The organism is Bradyrhizobium betae, from assembly GCF_050632175.1.
In the GTDB taxonomy this organism is placed as follows: domain Bacteria; phylum Pseudomonadota; class Alphaproteobacteria; order Rhizobiales; family Xanthobacteraceae; genus Bradyrhizobium; species Bradyrhizobium betae_B.
In genome coordinates, this window is record NZ_CP192576.1 from 4887874 (window position 1) to 4904770 (window position 16897).

Sequence of the window (16897 nt, forward strand, 5' to 3'; positions counted from 1 at the left end):
AATCTGGCGCAACCCGCAGGGGTATGATTGGCCATATTTTTTCCGGAGCATCGCCATGCCCGTCGAGTCCGCCCGCCTCGAAACCCTGACCGCCCTCAGCCGCAAGGCACTGTGGCTGTCGTCATGGACCATCCACCACGCCAACCACATCCGCCCGAGCACGGACGGCCTGAAGGTCGGCGGCCACCAAGCCTCGTCGGCCTCGCTCGCGACAATCATGTCGGCGCTGTATTTCCACGTCCTGCGGCCTGAAGATCGCGTCGCCGTGAAGCCGCATGCGAGCCCGGTGTTTCACGCCATCCAATATCTGTTCGGCCGGCAGAGCCGCGAGAAACTGGAGAACTTTCGCGGCTTCAAGGGCGCGCAGTCCTATCCCTCGCGCACCAAGGACGTCGATGACGTCGATTTCTCGACCGGCTCGGTCGGCCTCGGCGTCGCGCAGACGCTGTTCGCCTCGCTGGTGCAGGACTACGTCAAGGCGCATGGCTGGATGAAGGATCGCCGCGAGGGGCGGATGATCGCGCTGGTCGGCGACGCCGAGATGGACGAGGGCAACATCTGGGAGGCGCTGGCCGAAGGTTGGAAGCACGGCCTGCGCAACACCTGGTGGGTGGTGGACTATAACCGCCAGTCGCTCGACGCCGTCGTGCGCGAAGGCCTCTGGGAAAAGTTCGAGACCATGTTCCGTAATTTCGGCTGGGACGTGGTCATCGTGAAATACGGCCGCCTAATGCGCGAAGCGTTCGCCGAACCCGGCGGCGACGCGCTGAAGCGCTGGATCGACAATTGCCCGAACGCGCTCTACGCGGCGCTGTGCTTCCAGGGCGGAGCGGCCTTCCGCAAATATCTGCACGACGAGATCGGCGACCAGGGACCGATCACGAAACTGATCGACAAGCGCAGCGACGAGGAGTTGCTGGCGCTGATGTCGAACCTCGGCGGCCACGACATGGCGAGCATGCTGGACGCCTTCGAGTCCATCGATCACGATCGCCCGGTCTGCTTCATCGCTTACACCATCAAGGGTGTCGGCCTGCCGTTCCAGGGCCACAAGGACAACCATGCCGGCCTGATGACGGTCGCGCAGATGGAAAAATATCGCGAGAGCCAGAACATCCGCCCCGGCCACGAATGGGACAGATACGAGGGCCTCGCGCAGGATGCCGCCGAACTTGATGCCTTCCTCGCGCGTGTGCCTTTCAATCAGGATGGCCGCCGGCTCACTGCACCGGTGGTCGAGGTGCCCTCGCAACTCGCCTTCAAGCCTTCGCCGCAGATGTCGACCCAGCAGGGCTTCGGTCTCGTGCTGAACGAGATCGCGCGCGGCGACAGCGAGCTTGCGCAGCGCATCGTCACGACGTCGCCCGACGTCACCGTGTCGACCAATCTCGGTCCCTGGGTGAACCGGCGCGGCCTGTTTGCCCGCGGCGAGAAGGCGGATTTATTCCGCAGCGAGAAAATTCCGTCCACGTTCAACTGGGACTTCTCGCCCAAGGGCCAGCATCTCGAGCTCGGCATTGCCGAGATGAACCTGTTCATCATGCTCTCGGCGCTCGGCCTGTCGCACCAGATCAACGGCGAGCGGCTGCTGCCGGTCGGCACGCTCTATGATCCCTTCATCGAGCGCGGGCTCGATGCGCTGAACTATGCCTGTTACCAGGACGCCCGGTTCATGGTGGCGGCGACGCCGTCCGGCATCACGCTTGCGCCCGAAGGCGGAGCGCATCAGTCGATCGCAACGCCGCTGATCGGCATGGCGCAGGACGGGCTCGCCTCGTTCGAGCCGGCCTTCGTCGACGAACTCGCCGTGATCATGGGCTGGGGCTTTGAGCACATGCAGCGAGATCCGGGCGAGGGCGGTTCCGTGTACCTTCGTCTGTCGACGCGCAGCATCGAGCAGGCGCAGCGTATCATGACGCCGGAACTGGTGCAGGGCATTACCGACGGCGCCTACTGGCTGCGCAAGCCGGGCCCGAATGCCGAACTCGTGATCGCCTATACCGGCGCGGTCGCGCCCGAAGCGATCGAGGCGACCGGCTTCATCGGCGAGAGCCGCCGCGACATAGGCCTGCTCGCGATCACCTCGGCCGACCGCCTGCATGCGGGCTGGACCGCCGCGCGAAAATTGCGGCGCGATCGTCGAGGCGTGCAGCATCTCAGCCATATCGAAAAACTGCTGGCGCCCTTGCCGCGCGACTGCGGCATCGTGACCGTGATCGACGGCCATCCGTCCGCGCTGGGCTGGCTCGGCAGCGTCCGCGGCCATCGCGTCGAGGCACTCGGCGTCGAGCAGTTCGGCCAGACCGGCACCATTGCCGACCTTTATCGCCACTACGGCATCGACGCCAACGCGATCATCGATGCGGCGGAAAGCCTCACCGCCGGCGCGCCGATCGTGCATCGCAAGATGGCGGTCTAGCTGAGGTAACCGCCATTCATTCCGGGCTCGCGACTTTGTCGCGCCCCGGAATGACGGCTGGGGGAGCCTTGCCTCGCTCCCGCCATCGGCTCATATAAGCCCCGTCCGCCGCAACGCTGGCCCCGCATATGGCGGGTTCAATTGCTGGCGCTTTCGTGCAAGGATGCCTGCCGAAACGCCCCCACCATACCCCCAAGAAGAGGTTAACGATGGTCAATCGCATGCAATTCTACATCGACGGCGCCTGGGTCGATCCCGCCGTCAAGAAGTCCACCGCCGTGGTGAACCCCGCGACGGAAGAGGCGATGTACGAGGTTGCGCTGGGCTCCAAGGCTGACGTGGACAAGGCCGTCGCCGCCGCCAAGCGCGCCTTTGCAACGTTCTCCCAGACCAGCCGTGACGAGCGCGTCGCGCTGCTCACCAAGGTCATCGAGGTCTACAAGGGCCGTCTCAAGGAAATCGGTGCCGCCGTCTCCGACGAGATGGGCGCCCCGCTGCCGATGGCCGAAAAGCTCCAGGCCGGCGCTGGCCTCGGCCATCTCATGACCACGCTGGACGTGCTCAAGAACTATCATTTCGAGGAGCCCGTCGGCACCGCCATGGTGCTGCGCGAGCCGATCGGCGTGGTCGGCATGATCACGCCCTGGAACTGGCCGCTCAACCAGATCGCCTGCAAGGTCGCGCCGGCGCTCGCCGCCGGCTGCACCATGATCCTGAAGCCCAGCGAGTTCACCCCGACCTCGGCTTTGATCTTTGCGGAAATCCTCCATGAAGCCGGCGTGCCGAAGGGCGTGTTCAACCTCGTCAACGGTCTCGGCCCCGAGGTCGGCGCCGCCATGAGCGAGCACCCCGATATCGACATGATCTCGTTCACCGGCTCGACCCGCGCCGGAATCGACGTTGCCAAGCGCGCGGCGCCGACCGTCAAGCGCGTCAGCCAGGAGCTGGGCGGCAAGTCGCCGAACGTCATCCTCGAAGGCGCCGACCTCACGAAGGCCGTGACTGGCGGCGTGATGCACATGTTCAACAACTCCGGCCAGTCCTGCAACGCGCCCTCGCGCATGATCGTGCCGCTGTCCAAGATGAAGGAAGTCGCCGCGATCGCGAAGGCCGTCGCCGACAAGACCAAGGCGGGCGATCCGCGCGCCGAAGGCACCACCATCGGCCCGGTCGTCAACCGCGGCCAGTGGGACAAGATCCAGGGCTTGATCAAGAAGGGTATCGACGAGGGCGCAACGCTCGTGTCGGGTGGCCCGGGCCTGCCCGAAGGCGTCAACAAGGGCTTCTATGTCCGTCCGACCATCTTCGCCGACGTCACCCCCGACATGACGATCGCCCGCGAGGAAATCTTCGGACCGGTGCTGACCATCATCGGCGCCAAGGACGAGGCCGAAGCCGTGCACATCGCCAACGACACGCCCTATGGTCTCGCCGGCTATGTCACGGGCGCTTCCGTCGAGGACGCCAAGCGCGTCGGCCGGCAGATCCGCGCGGGCAACGTCAACCTCCAGGGCGTTCCCAACGATCGCACCGCGCCGTTCGGCGGCTACAAGCAGTCGGGCAACGGCCGCGAGTGGGGCAAGTACGGCCTTGAGGATTTCCTCGAAGTGAAGGCCGTCGCGGGCTTCAACGCCGCGTAAGCTTTAGCGATTGAGTGAACATGACGCCGGAGCGGGAAACCGCTCCGGCTTTTTCTTGTAGCCCGCATGGAGCGCAGCGGAATGCGGGACCGGACCCCGGATTACGCTTCGCTCCATCCGGGCTACGGGCCGGCGCGGAGAAACTATCCCCCACCGCGCCCTGCGTGTTCACATACAGCGCGTAGATCGACTGGCTCGCCGCCATGAACAGGCGGTTGCGCTTGACGCCGCCGAAGCAGAGATTGGCGCAGCGTTCGGGCAGCGCGATGCGGCCGATCATGACGCCGTCGGGCGCGAATACCACGACGCCGTCGAGCTCGGGATCGCCCATGCCCCAGCCGCACCAGAGATTGCCGTCGATGTCGCAGCGCATGCCGTCCGGCGTGCCGGGGCCGGCGTCGATGTGGACGCGCTTGTTGGAGATCGTGGTGCCGTCAGGCGAAACGTCATAGGCGAGGATTTTCCGGTTCGGCACGCCGCGGGATTCCACGACGTACAGAATTTTTCATCGGGTGAGAAGCACAGCCCGTTGGGACCGAGCACGCCTTCGGCGACGATGCTCGCCTTGCCGGTCGCGGGATCGAACCGGTAGACGTTCGGCTCGATCTCGGATTCGGCCTTGTAGCCCTCGTAATTGCCGAGCAGGCCGAAGGTCGGATCGGTGAACCAGATCGTGCCGTCGGATTTCACCACGACGTCGTTCGGTGAGTTGAGCTTCTTGCCGCCGAAGGAGTCCATCAGCACGGTGATGCTGCCGTCATATTCGGTGCGGGTCACGCAGCGCCCGCCATGCTCGCAGGTGACGAGACGGCCCTGCCGATCGCGCGTGTTGCCATTGGCGAAATTGGAGGGCTTGCGGAACACCGAGACCGCGCCGGTCTCCTCCTCCCATTTGATGATGCGCTGGTTCGGGATGTCGCTGCACAAGAGATAGCGCCCGTCGCCGAACCACACAGGACCCTCGGCCCAGCGCAGGCCGGTGGTCAGTCGCTCCACCGCCGACAGTTTCAGCCAGTATCTTTCGAAGCGGGGATCGAGCGCGTGAATGGCTGGATCGGGATAGTAGCTCGCCGGCCGCCAGCCTGACGGCTCCTGGGTGTGGGACGATGCCTCATTCATGTCGGTTCTCTCGTTTCGTTCCCTCTGGACAATGCTGCTATCATTAGAGACACGTGACGGCAAATCGGTCACCAGCGACGAGGGAAGACATGCCGCGCATCTTGATGACGGGAGCTTCGGGCGGAATCGGAACGCGCCTGCGCAAATTGCTGCCGCCGATTTATCCCGACCTGCTCCTCTCCGACATCCGCGAGCCCAAGGACCTCGGCCCCAAAGAGCAGTTCAAGGCGGCGGACCTGTCCGACCTCGCGCAGTGCGAAGCCCTCTGCGAGGGCGTCGACGGTATCCTGCATTTCGGCGGCTATTCGGTCGAAGGCCCGTGGGACGACATCCTCCAGGCCAACATCATCGGCGGCTACAATCTGTTCGAGGCCGCCTACCGCAAGGGCGTCAAGCGCGTGGTGTTCGCGTCGTCCAATCACGTCGTCGGCTTCTATCCGCGCCACCACAAGATCGGCACCGACGTCACCGTGCGCCCCGACGGGCGCTACGGCGTCAGCAAGGTGTTCGGCGAAGCGGTCGGTTCGCTCTATGCCGACAAGCACGGGCTGAAGGTCACCTGCATCCGCATCGGCAATTGCGACGAGCGTCCGCTCGATCACCGCCGCATCGCGATGTGGCTGAAGCCGGAAGATCTGGTGCAGCTCTGCCAGATCGGCCTCGAGCATCCCGACATTCATTTCGAGGTGTTCTACGGCGTGTCCCTGAACGAGCGCGCCTGGTGGGACAACAGTCGCGCCTACGCGTTCGGTTATCGCCCGACGGGCCGCTCCGAGGATCACGTCGCGCATGCGATGGCCGAGCAGGCCAAGCTGAAGCCGGATCCGATCGGCGATCACTACCAGGGCGGCTCGTTCGCCAGCCTCGAGTTCGATGGTGATGCGAGCCGGATTATCGACTGGACCAAGCGGTAGCGTTTGCCGTCATGGCGGCCATTCATGATTTTGTCGCGCCACAAACAACGTGGCCGCCAGCCCGAGCCGCAACGGGGCCCGACATCAAAAATGCAGGTTGAGGCGCAGCAGAGCCTGGTGGCGTTCGAACTGGTCGAGGTTGAGGCTTCGGTTGTCTCCGACGGCGCTGCCCGCAACCTGCATCTGCCAGGTGCCGGAGATGCCGATCTCTTTTGAGATGGCGTAAGAGAAGGTCGGCCCGGCGAAGATCGCGTCGCCTGCAAAGCGGTTGAGCGCGCCACCGTCATAGGCCCGCGCGTAGCGAACGCCGAGGCCGAACACGAGCTCAGGCCGGACGGCATATGAGAGCGCTGCCTGCAACTGCATCTCGGAATCGTGTCGCCACAGATCGGTCGCGACCTCGCGCGTTCCGCCGGTCCCGTACCAGACGTTGAAGGCCGCAAACAGCCTGTCCTTGATCAACTCACGATCGAACAGCGCGGCAAACTCTGCGCCATATTGCGCGATAGGCATCCCACTGGCGTCGTCGATCCGGCTCCAGCCGGGCTGCGCGTGGAGGGTCAGCCCGAACGGGGCGACGGCGCGGTCAACCAGCTTGTAGCGCAGTTCAAGTGCAGCGCCGCTGAACGCGACGTCCTGATGATCCGCAAGTCCGGGGACGCCTCGAATGCGCTGTCCGCTCAACGAAAATCCAGGCGCGATCCGGAAATTGTCCGAGACCGTGTACTTGACCTGATTGAGATTGGCCAAGGCTGCGTAGCTGCCGGAGCGCTTGCCGAACGCGCCGACATTCTCGAACTCGACCTCGATTTCACCGGGCTTGCCGATGTCGGAGCCCATGCTGAAACCAAAAATGTGCTCTGTGTCGATGTCGGCGTGATCCGCCGGCAGCCCAAGCGGTGGCTTGGAGATGCCGGGGCTCAACACGGTCCGGGAGGGGGCGTATGCCGACCCCCTTGGCTTGTCGCCGGCGAAGGCCGAGACGCAGCCCGCCAAATGACCGGCCGCGATCGTTACCGCCACCGCGGCACGCGAGAAACGCCATTTTCCGGACTCGAACAAATCCATGAGCACGAATCGAGACACCTTCTGAAGACGGTGGACTAAAGTGCGACTGCAAGTCATTCGCAAAATGATCCCATGGAACTTCAAGGGCTGCAATTGTTGCTAGTCATTCTTAGTTGCGTTCTAATGTCGCGGGGGGAACCCCATACCGAGGGGGCCGGCTGGAACGGCAGATGTTCGCTCGCGCCAACCCGCCGGCGGTCTAAGGGACTGACTGGCGCTCCGCCTCATCACCCGCTATCCGCGCCAGATAGTCCTTCTTGCTGAACTGCATGTGGTCCACACACAGCTGCGCCAGCGCCCAGCTGTCGCGGCCCTTCAACAGCTCGATCATCAGTCCATGCTGGCGTCGCGATTGCGCGAGCCCATCGCGGTCGGCGAGGTTCTTGGCGCGCATCGGCAGTGTCAGGTTCATGTAGTCCTGCAGCGAGCGCACCAGATAGGGATTGCCGCAGGCGGCGAACAGCGCGACGTGGAAAGCGTCGTTGGTCTCGTGAATGCCGCGCAGGTCTCGCACATCCGCCTTCGCGCAATACTGCGACTGAAGAGCGGTCAGCTCGTCGATCAAGGCTTGCGGTGCGGGCAGGGGGACCATCAGCGCAGCCTGCCGGGTCAACATCTCGCGGACCTCGTAGATCTGCCGGACCTCATCGGCCGAGTAGAACCGCACCGTGGCGCCGACGTTCTTCTCGCGGCGGACGATGCCGCGGCGCTCGGCGTCCACCAGCGCCTGCCGCACGAAATGGCGCGAGGTGCCGTAAGCCGACATCAGCGCGTCCTCGGTCAGGCGCGCGCCCGGCGCGAGGCGGCCGAAGATGATGTCTTCTTCCAGCCGCGCGACGACGTCGTCCGGATCATCGCGCCGGACCGGCATTGCCTCAGCGGTGCGAATGTCCGACATGCCCTCAGCCTCCGGCTTCGGCCGGTCCCTCCTGTGGAGCAGGGAAGGGACGGATTGTCAATAATTCATGGCGCCGGCGGGCCTGTGAGCGCCAGCCGCGACAATATGGTCCAATCTTATTGACAATCGAGGGGCAGGCTGTACCACAATGGCAAGCAAGGAGTGGCATGATGACGAGTGGTTTGCGCAAGGGTCTGACGAGCTATGGCGATGCCGGCTTCTCGCTGTTCCTGCGCAAGGCGTTCATCAAGGCCATGGGCTATTCCGACGACGCGCTGGAGCGCCCGATCGTCGGCATCACCAACACCTATAGCGATTACAATCCCTGTCACGGCAACGTCCCGCAGATCATCGAAGCCGCCAAGCGCGGCGTGATGCTGTCGGGCGCGATGCCGTTCGTGTTCCCGACCATCTCGATCGCCGAGAGCTTTGCGCATCCGACCTCGATGTATCTGCGCAATCTCATGGCGATGGACACCGAGGAGATGATCCGGGCGCAGCCGATGGATTCGGTGATCGTGATCGGCGGCTGCGACAAGACGCTTCCTGCGCAAGTCATGGCCGCGATCAGCGCCGATTTGCCGACCGTGGTCATCCCCGTGGGTCCCATGGTGGTCGGCCATCACAAGGGCGAGGTGCTGGGCGCCTGCACCGATTGCCGTCGTCTCTGGGGCAAGTACCGCGCCGGCGAAATGGACGATACCGAGATCGAAGCGGTGAACGGCCGTCTTGCGCCGTCGGTCGGCACCTGCATGGTGATGGGCACGGCCTCGACCATGGCCTGCATGATCGAAGCCATGGGCCTGTCGCTGCCGATGAGCGCGACGATCCCGGCGCCGCATGCCGAACGCTTCCGCCTCGCCGAGGCAAGCGGCCGGGTCGCGGCCGAGATGGCCAAGACCAAGGGGCCGAAGCCGAGTGAGGTGCTGACGCCGGCCTCCTTCAAAAATGCGCAGGTCGTGCTGCAGGCGATCGGTGGCTCGACCAACGGCCTGATCCATTTGACGGCGATGGCGCATCGCTCGCCCCACCGGCTCGATCTCGGCGTGTTCGATCATATCGGCCGCGAAGTGCCGGTGCTGGTCGATCTGAAGCCGTCCGGCGAACATTACATGGAGCACTTCCACCACGCTGGCGGCGTGCCGAAATTGCTGGCACAGCTCGGCGATCTCGTCGATCTCGATGCGAAAACCATTTCAGGCCAAACGCTGCGCGATGTCGTCGCCAACGCAGAAGATGTGCCTGGCCAGGACGCGATTCGCCCGCGCGACAATCCGATCAAGAAGGAGGGCGGCCTTGCCGTCCTGCACGGCAACCTCGCGCCGCGCGGCGCGGTCATCAAGCAATCCGCCGCGAGCCCGAAGCTGCTGAACCACACCGGCCGGGCCGTGGTGTTCGAATCCGTCGAGGACATGACCTTGCGGGTCGACGATCCCGATCTCGACGTCACCGCCGACGACGTGCTGGTGCTGCGCAATGCCGGCCCAAAGGGCGCGCCGGGCATGCCCGAGGCGGGCTATCTGCCGATCCCGAAGAAGCTCGCGCGCGGCGGCACCAAGGACATGGTGCGCATTTCCGATGCGCGCATGAGCGGCACCGCGTTCGGCACCATCGTTCTGCACATCACCCCGGAATCCGCCGTTGGCGGGCCGCTGGCGCTGGTGAAGAACGGCGACATGATTCAGCTCGACGTTGCCAGGCGCAGTATCGAGCTTCTGGTCGATGCTGCCGAGCTCGAACGGCGCCGCGCCGCCTTGAAGCCGGCCGCCGCGCCCGACGAGGCGCGTCGCGGCTACGCCTGGCTGTTCAATGAGACCATCATGCAGGCCGACGAGGGCTGCGATTTCGATTTCATGCAGAGAACTGGGAAGAAGACCGAAACGGGCTGATCAACGCGCGAACGAGCGCCGAGACCGCACAAGCGGCCGGCGATAAAACAGGGGGAAACGATGATTGCACGATCCATGCGTGGGTTGGTGGCTGTTGCCGCCGTACTTTTCGTCACGGGAGCCGGGGCACAGGAGGTGAAGCATTATCGCTTCGCCTATGACCAGCCGCGCAACACCGGCTATTCCATCGCGGGTGACCTCTTTGCCGACAAGCTCAAGGAATTGAGCAAAGGCACCATGATCATCGACCAATATCCCGGCGCGCAGCTCGGGCAGGAGCCGCAGGTGCTCCAGCTCGTCAAGGCCGGTGACGTCGAGTTCTCGATCATCTCCTCGGCCAATACCGCGACGATCTCGCCGCAGGCCGGCGTGATGTCGCTGCATTATCTGTTCCGCGACGAAAATCACGTGGTCAAGGGCCTCGCCGATCCCAAAGTGTTCGAAGCACTCAAGACCATGATCGACGAGACGACGCAGGGCCTGCATGTGATCGCGACGGGCTCGCAGGGCGTGCGCCACATGTACTCCAAGCGCGAGATCCACAATGTCGGCGACATCAAGGGCCTGAAGATCCGCGTGCAGGCGACCGCGACGGAGGACACCATGTTCCCGGCCTATGGCGCCCAGACCGTGCACATGCCGTTCGGCAGCGTCTACACGTCACTGCAAACCGGCGTCGTCGACGTCGCCGAGAACAGCATCAACGTCTACCTCGTCAACAAGCACTACGAGGTTGCCCCGGTCCTGAACATCACCGAGCACGAAGCCAACAACGCGCTGGTGTTTATTTCCGACAAGCTCTGGCAGAGTCTCTCGGCCGAGCAGAAGGGCTGGGTGCAGACCGCGGCCAACGAGATCAGCACGAAGGAACCGGCGAAGGCGTTCGACCTGGAGCGGGCCGCGGCCGAGAAGCTGAAGAAGATGGGCGTCAAGGTCGTCGACAACGTCGACAAGAAGAGTTTTGCGGCCGTCGCCGATCCCTATCTCGACAAGCTCGCCAAGGAGCTCGGCCCGCACGCCGAGAAGATCAAGAACCTGATCCGGTCGATCAATTGATGTGAGACGGGACGGCGGTGCGCTCCCTCTCCCGCCTGCGGGAGAGGGGTGGGGAGTGGGTGTCTCCGCAATGGGACATTGCCCCAAAGGAAAGAACCCTCACCCGCGTCGCTTCGCTCCGCGACCTCTCCCGCAAGCGGGAGAGGTGAAGCCAACTCGCAGCTGGGAGCAACAATGCCGATCGCCGACAAACTGCTCGTTCAGCGCCAGCGGCACCTGAAATGGCGCTGGCTCGACTGGCTCGAGGTTGCGCTGATGATCCTGTGCGGCGTGCTCTGCTTCGGCTTCTCGCTGTCGGTGGCCGCTGACATCGTCACCCGCACCATCGGCCATCCCTGGCTGTGGCTGCAGGAGGTCACCTCGACGCTGTTCATCTATGCGATCTTCGTCGGAACGGCGGCTGCAACCCGGCGCAACGATCATCTCTACCTCACTGCGATCTCCGAGGCGATGCATGGCACGCCGCGGCTGATCGTCGAAATGATCATCCGCCTCGTGGTCCTCGGCGTCGCCTTCTGCCTGATCTGGTATGGCTACCAGAACTATCTGCGCGGCTTCGGCAGTTTCCGCCTGCCGTCGGGCACGCCGATCGCCTCGCTCTACGCAATCATCCCGCTGTCGGGCGTGCTGGTTGGCCTCTTCACCATCGAGCAGCTCGTCAACGGCCTGCGCAACGGTTTTGACCATCCCGAGCCGCCGGAAGTGGACGACGCGCCGGTCGTCACCGAAGCACAGTTGAGGGCGCAGCCGTGAGTGCACCCGTTGTCCTGACACTGATGACGATCTGCTTCCTGTCGTTCGGCTATCTCGGCGTGCCCGTGCCGTTCTCGCTGATGGCCGGCGTGTTCATCGGCGCCCTTCTGTCCGATGTCTCGCTGGCCGCCATCATCCAGAAAATTTTTGACGGCGTCGATTCCGAGGCGCTGCTGGCGATCCCGTTCTTCCTGCTGGTCGGAGAGCTGATGAGCTCGGCCAATGTGGTGGTGCGAATAGCCAATCTGTCGGTGTCGCTGGTTGGACACATCAGGGGCGGGCTGTCGCAGGTCGTCGTCGTCTTCAGCATGTTCTTCTCGGAGATGTCCGGCTCGACCACGGCCGACGTCGCCGTGATGAGCCGCGCGCTCGGCGGCCCGATGAAGCGGGAGGGCTATGAGCCCGCCTTCATCGCCGCCATCATCGCATCGGCCTCGACCATCGCGGCGCTTGTGCCGCCCAGCATCACGGCTGTGGTCTATGGCGCCGTCGGCAACGTCTCGATCGCCGGCCTGTTCATGGCCGGCGTGGTGCCGGGCCTGATGATCGGCTTCGGCCTGATGATCTACTGTTACTTCTTCGGCCCCTCTGGACTGCGCAAGCCGCGCGCGCCGCTGCGGCAGGTGGTGTTCGCCGCGGGCGATGCCGCCCTGCCGCTGATGATCCCCGTGATCCTGCTCGGCGGCATTCTGACCGGCTGGTTCACGCCGACGGAAGCCGGCGTCGTCGCCGTGGTCTGGATCATCCTGGTGGTGATCCCCGCGCTCAACCGGGGGCATATCAGGAAAATCCCGTACGACTTCTGCCTCGCCGGGCTGATCTTCTCGCTGCCCCTGATCACGATTGGCGCCGCCAATGCGTTCGGCTGGATGCTCGCTTATCTGCGCGGCGCCAGTTACATCGCCGATGTGATCACTTCGATGGCCGGCAACGATCCGCATCTGATCATGCTGCTGATGGTGCTGCTGTTCACCGTGGTCGGCGACTTCATCGAACCGGTGCCGACCATCATCATCTTCATGCCGCTGGTGAATACGCTCACCGAGGCCGGGGACATCAACGCCGTGCACATGGGCGTCGTGCTGATCGCGACGCTCGCCTTCGGTCTGATCACGCCGCCTTACGGCCTGGTGCTGCTGATGGCCTCGAAATTCGTCGGCGTCAGTTTTGCCAAGGCGCTACGCGCGGCGTTGCCGATCTATCTGGTATTCCTTGGGACGATCGCGTTCGCAATATACTTCCCGAGCGTGGTGCTGTGGCTGCCGCAGAAAGTGCTTCCGGAATCGGTCGGTTGCTTCAAGTCGCCGGCGGGAACGGGCTACATCTGTCCCAAATGATCTTGATCAAGTGATCTCGATCGAGTGATCGTCTCAAGTGACGAGCTGCTCGACGCGCCATTGCGCATCTTCGCGGGTGTAGCGAAACGGGGTTCCGTGGCTGTTCTTGAAATAGCTGCCGCACAGCGCGTTCGCCATCCCCTGCATCACGGCGTCGTGGCAGACGAACAGGACCTCGTCGTCAGGATGACGGTCGAGCCAGTTGGAGACGCAAGCCAGCGACCGCTCGGTCATGGCGCCCCAGTTCTCGCCATCGGCGGGCAGGATCGAGACGAGGCCCGTCGCCGATTTGACGCCGTGCTGGATCATGAGGTCGTGGACGGGAAGACCCTCGAAGCTGCCGAAATCGAACTCGATGATTCTGCTCATCGATCGTGAGCGGCACCGATATCGCGTCCGCGATGATCTCTGCCGTTCGCGCAGCGCGCATCAGCGGGCTTGAGACGATCCGGCTGATGCCGGTCCCGCGCAATGCCTCCGCGGCCTCGCGCGCTTGCCTCAAACCGTCCGCGTTCAGCGGGTTGTCGGTCCGGCCCTGGAAGCGCCCCTCGCGATTCCAGTCGGTCGCTCCGTGGCGCAGGCCGCAGAACGAGCGCGAGGGCGCGATCGCGTTCACTTGCCCTTGCTCGTGAACTTCTTCACGGCGACGCGAAATTCCTCCGTGTTCATCGCCATGATGATCTTGTGCTCCTCCGCGTCGAGCTGCTGCTTTACCGGCGTCGTGGCGGCCGCATAGACCAGCGACTTGGTGCCGGCGATCGCCGCCGGCGGATTCTGCGCCAGCCGCTCGGCGAGTTTTCGCGTGGCCGCCTTCAATTCGGTCGCGGGAACGATCTTCGCGACCAGTCCCCATTCATGGGCCTGCTGCGCGGTAAAATTGTCCTCGGCCAGAAAGATATGCAGCGCGCGGCGGGAGCCGACCGTGCTCACGATGCCGACGGTGGAGCCGCCATCCGGTGACACGCCGATCTTGGCATAGGCCGGCGTGAATCTGGCATCTTCCGCGGCGATGCAGAGATCGGTGACGAAGGCGAGGCCCATGCCGGCGCCGGCCGCCGAACCGTGCACGCTCGACAAGGAGATCTTCGGCATGCGCCGGATGATCTCGATGAAGGCATGATAGTGCTTCAAGAGCTCGCCGACCACCGGCGTCACCGTATTGGCTTCGGCGGCAGCGCCGATCGTCTGCAGATCGCCGCCGGCCGAGAAGGCGCGGCCCTCGCCCTCGATGATGACGACCCTGATGGCGTCGTCGCCTTCGATATAGGCCGCGAGTTGCTCGAGTTTCTGCGCGATGTCCAGGTTGATCGAGTTGAACGCCGCGGGGCGGTTGAGGGTGATGGTCGCGATCAGCCCCTCGATCCGGAGCAGGGCGGGATCATCGGGTTGGGAAACGGGAGCAGTCATTCTGGAATCCCCGGCATGAGGTCGTTGCTGCAACTAAATCGCAGATGGCGAGGGGTGACAATCCCCGGCCGACAGTGCCCTGGCCGCCGGTGCCCCGCGCACCACTCTTGCGCAGGGCGGAACGATGGGCTCAAATAGCACGCCTTCGCCAAGGGACGGACACGAGCGCCGGCTCCTCTTGGGCAAGCAAGCCGAAATCAGTACGAGAGGAGACGACATGGGTCACGCTCGTGTCTCCAGAAGTGGGCTGTTCCGATGACGGACAGTCCGGTGATCATTGTCGGTGCCGGCCATGGTGGCTACCAGGTCGCTGCATCGCTGCGCCAGGCAGGTTTTTCGGAGCGCATCTGCCTGATCAACGACGAGGCGCATCTGCCGTATCAACGGCCGCCGCTGTCCAAGGCTTACATCAAGGGCTCGGCCGGGCCTGAGAGCCTGATGTTCCGGCCGGAGAAATTCTACCACGACCAGGCCATCGAGCTGATCGCGGGCCGTGCCGTGTCGATTGACCGTTCGGCGCGCAAGGTGCTGCTCGCCTCGGGCGAGGCGCTGCCCTACGGCCACCTGATCCTGGCGACGGGCGCGCGCAACCGGCTGCTGGACCTGCCCAACGCCAATCTGCCCGACGTGAAATACTTACGCATTCTCGACGAGAGCGAGGCGCTGCGCCAGATCATGCCGTCGAAGACCCGGGTGGTGGTGATCGGCGCCGGTTTCATCGGCCTCGAATTCGCCGCCACCGCGCGCATCAAGGGGCTCGAGGTCGACGTGCTCGAGCTCGCCCCGCGCGTGATGGCGCGCGCGGTGACGGCGGAGGTCTCGGAATACTTCCAGCAACGGCATCGCGAAGCCGGCATCCGCATCCACCTCGGCGTGCAGGCGACCTCCATCGAGGCCGAAGGTGAAAAAGTCACCGGCGTCTCCCTGAGCGACGGCCGGCATCTGCCCGCCGATCTCGTCGTGGTCGGGGTCGGCGTGCTGCCGAACATCGAGCTTGCGGCCGAGGCGGGGCTTGCCGTCGCGGCCGGCATCATCGTCGACGAATATCTTGCGACGGCTGATCCCGACATTTCCGCGATCGGCGATTGCGCGCTGTTCGCCAGCCCGCGCTTCGGCGGATCGCTGCGGTTGGAATCGGTGCAGAACGCCACCGACCACGCCCGGTGCCTCGCGGCGCGGCTGACGGGCGACAAGAAGCCCTATGACGGCCATCCCTGGTTCTGGAGCGACCAGGGCGACGACAAGCTCCAGATGGCAGGCCTCACCACCGGCTACGACCGCGTCGTGCTGCGCGGCGATCCGGCCAAAAAGGCGTTCTCGGCGTTCTGCTACAAGGGCGACAAGTTGCTCGGCATCGAGTCCGTCAACCGTGCCGGCGAGCACATGTTCGGCCGCCGGTTGCAGGCCATGGACCGCTCGATCACGCCGGAGCAGGCCGCGGACGAAAGCTTCGACCTGAAGAGCGCGCTGGCGTGATCAGCCTGCGTTGAGAACCGCCGCCACTTCCGCAGCCGTCGGCATCGACGGCCCCGCGCCCATCCGCTGCACCGAGATCGAGGCGGCGGCATTGGCGAAGGCGAGGGCAGCGCGCAAGGCAACTCCATCAGCCAGCTGCGCCGCGAGCGCGCCGACGAAACAATCGCCGGCGCCGGTGGTATCGACCGCCTTCACCGCGCGGCCGGGCACGGCAAATTCCTCGCTGGCAGCCAGCGCCAGCACCCCGCGCTTGCCGAGCGTGATGCAGAGGGTCTGGTCCGCGCGCGCCCGAAGCTGTCGCGCCACCTCGATGATACGCGCAGCGCTATCGTCCTCCGAAAGCTCCACACCGGCGAGGAAGCCGAGTTCGGTCTCGTTCAGCACGAGGACGTCGACGAGCGCGAGCATCTCGCGCGACATTGTCTGCGCCGGTGCCGGATTGAGCAACGTGGTGGCGCCCGCCTCGCGCGCCCGCTGGAAGAACGCGGCAATCGTCGGCAGCGGAATTTCGAACTGGCTGACCGCAACGTCGCCCTTCAGCAGCGGGACGACACGGACGTCGTCGGCGCTGACCAGCGCATTGCTGCCGGGAATGACGACGATGGTGTTGTCGGAGGCGGCCACCGTAATGATGGCGGTCCCGGTATGCGCCTCGGCCGTCTCCTGGAGATAGCCGAGATCGATGCCCTGATCGCCAAGGAAGGCTTTCAGTTCAGCGCCGAGCGAATCCTTGCCCAGCCGGCCGATCAGCGTGGTCTGCGCGCCGAGTCGCGACGCGGCCACGGCCTGGTTCGCTCCCTTGCCGCCCGGAAAATACAGCACCTGCTTGCCTGCGACGGTCTCGCCGACTTTCGGGTGGCGATCGGCGGTCGCCACCACATCCATGTTGATGCTGCCGGCGACGAAGACGCGCCCCATGAC

At 64.5% G+C, this 16897-nt stretch carries 13 protein-coding genes and 2 pseudogenes; 8 read left to right on the forward strand and 7 right to left on the reverse strand.

The window, feature by feature from the left end:
• Positions 1 to 55 precede the first annotated feature (55 nt).
• Positions 56 to 2419 (forward strand): transketolase, encoded by a 2364-nt coding sequence (locus tag ACQ86E_RS23575; RefSeq protein WP_431202022.1) that lies wholly within the window; start codon positions 56 to 58, stop codon positions 2417 to 2419.
• 209 nt (positions 2420 to 2628) lie between these two features.
• Positions 2629 to 4059 carry an aldehyde dehydrogenase family protein gene (locus ACQ86E_RS23580; protein WP_431202023.1) on the forward strand — a complete coding sequence of 477 codons (1431 nt, stop codon included), beginning with the start codon at positions 2629 to 2631 and terminating at the stop codon, positions 4057 to 4059.
• A gap of 148 nt (positions 4060 to 4207) precedes the next feature.
• Here the strand turns inward: ACQ86E_RS23580 and ACQ86E_RS23585 are convergent.
• Positions 4208 to 5178, reverse strand: a pseudogene (locus ACQ86E_RS23585) (SMP-30/gluconolactonase/LRE family protein); the annotation flags it as partial.
• 89 nt (positions 5179 to 5267) lie between these two features.
• On the opposite strand from ACQ86E_RS23585, the gene ACQ86E_RS23590 reads away from it, so the two are divergent.
• Complete coding sequence (locus tag ACQ86E_RS23590; RefSeq protein ID WP_431202024.1) at positions 5268 to 6092, forward strand: NAD-dependent epimerase/dehydratase family protein; 825 nt, start codon at positions 5268 to 5270, stop codon at positions 6090 to 6092.
• A gap of 84 nt (positions 6093 to 6176) precedes the next feature.
• Here ACQ86E_RS23590 and ACQ86E_RS23595 read toward each other — a convergent pair whose 3' ends face one another.
• Together ACQ86E_RS23595 and ACQ86E_RS23600 are read right to left on the reverse strand one after the other, a co-directional pair.
• Complete coding sequence (locus ACQ86E_RS23595; RefSeq protein ID WP_431206544.1) at positions 6177 to 7160, reverse strand: hypothetical protein; 984 nt, start codon at positions 7158 to 7160, stop codon at positions 6177 to 6179.
• 199 nt (positions 7161 to 7359) lie between these two features.
• Positions 7360 to 8058: a GntR family transcriptional regulator gene (locus ACQ86E_RS23600; RefSeq protein WP_431202025.1), complete on the reverse strand. Its 699-nt coding sequence runs from the start codon at positions 8056 to 8058 to the stop codon at positions 7360 to 7362.
• 170 nt (positions 8059 to 8228) lie between these two features.
• Between ACQ86E_RS23600 and ACQ86E_RS23605 the strand changes: the two genes are divergently transcribed.
• From ACQ86E_RS23605 to ACQ86E_RS23620, 4 genes are all read left to right on the forward strand, one after another.
• Positions 8229 to 9947, forward strand: coding sequence for an IlvD/Edd family dehydratase (locus tag ACQ86E_RS23605; RefSeq protein ID WP_431206545.1), 1719 nt, complete (start codon positions 8229 to 8231; stop codon positions 9945 to 9947).
• 60 nt (positions 9948 to 10007) lie between these two features.
• Entirely contained in the window at positions 10008 to 11003 is a 996-nt protein-coding gene (locus tag ACQ86E_RS23610; protein ID WP_431202026.1) for a TRAP transporter substrate-binding protein, read from the forward strand.
• Positions 11004 to 11177: 174 nt separating this feature from the next.
• On the forward strand, positions 11178 to 11756 hold the full coding sequence (locus tag ACQ86E_RS23615) for a TRAP transporter small permease (RefSeq protein ID WP_431202027.1): 579 nt from the start codon (positions 11178 to 11180) through the stop codon (positions 11754 to 11756).
• A complete protein-coding gene (locus ACQ86E_RS23620; protein WP_431202028.1) occupies positions 11753 to 13093 on the forward strand; it encodes a TRAP transporter large permease in 1341 nt (446 codons plus the stop codon). Before ACQ86E_RS23615 ends, ACQ86E_RS23620 begins: the two co-directional genes overlap by 4 nt.
• A 33-nt stretch (positions 13094 to 13126) precedes the next feature.
• Here ACQ86E_RS23620 and ACQ86E_RS23625 read toward each other — a convergent pair whose 3' ends face one another.
• The 3 genes and pseudogenes from ACQ86E_RS23625 to ACQ86E_RS23635 form a co-directional block, all read right to left on the reverse strand.
• Positions 13127 to 13462 carry a histidine phosphatase family protein gene (locus ACQ86E_RS23625; RefSeq protein WP_431202029.1) on the reverse strand — a complete coding sequence of 112 codons (336 nt, stop codon included), beginning with the start codon at positions 13460 to 13462 and terminating at the stop codon, positions 13127 to 13129.
• Positions 13463 to 13514: 52 nt separating this feature from the next.
• Positions 13515 to 13709: pseudogene (locus ACQ86E_RS23630) on the reverse strand (histidine phosphatase family protein); the annotation flags it as partial.
• Complete coding sequence (locus tag ACQ86E_RS23635) at positions 13706 to 14500, reverse strand: enoyl-CoA hydratase/isomerase family protein (protein WP_431202030.1); 795 nt, start codon at positions 14498 to 14500, stop codon at positions 13706 to 13708. The pseudogene ACQ86E_RS23630 and the gene ACQ86E_RS23635, both read right to left, overlap by 4 nt.
• Before the next feature lie 255 nt (positions 14501 to 14755).
• Between ACQ86E_RS23635 and ACQ86E_RS23640 the strand changes: the two genes are divergently transcribed.
• The gene (locus tag ACQ86E_RS23640; RefSeq protein WP_431202031.1) at positions 14756 to 15976 is read left to right on the forward strand and encodes an NAD(P)/FAD-dependent oxidoreductase; all 1221 of its coding nucleotides are present in this window, start codon (positions 14756 to 14758) and stop codon (positions 15974 to 15976) included.
• Here ACQ86E_RS23640 and rbsK read toward each other — a convergent pair whose 3' ends face one another.
• Complete coding sequence (gene rbsK, locus ACQ86E_RS23645) at positions 15977 to 16894, reverse strand: ribokinase (RefSeq protein WP_431202032.1); 918 nt, start codon at positions 16892 to 16894, stop codon at positions 15977 to 15979.
• Positions 16895 to 16897 lie beyond the last annotated feature (3 nt).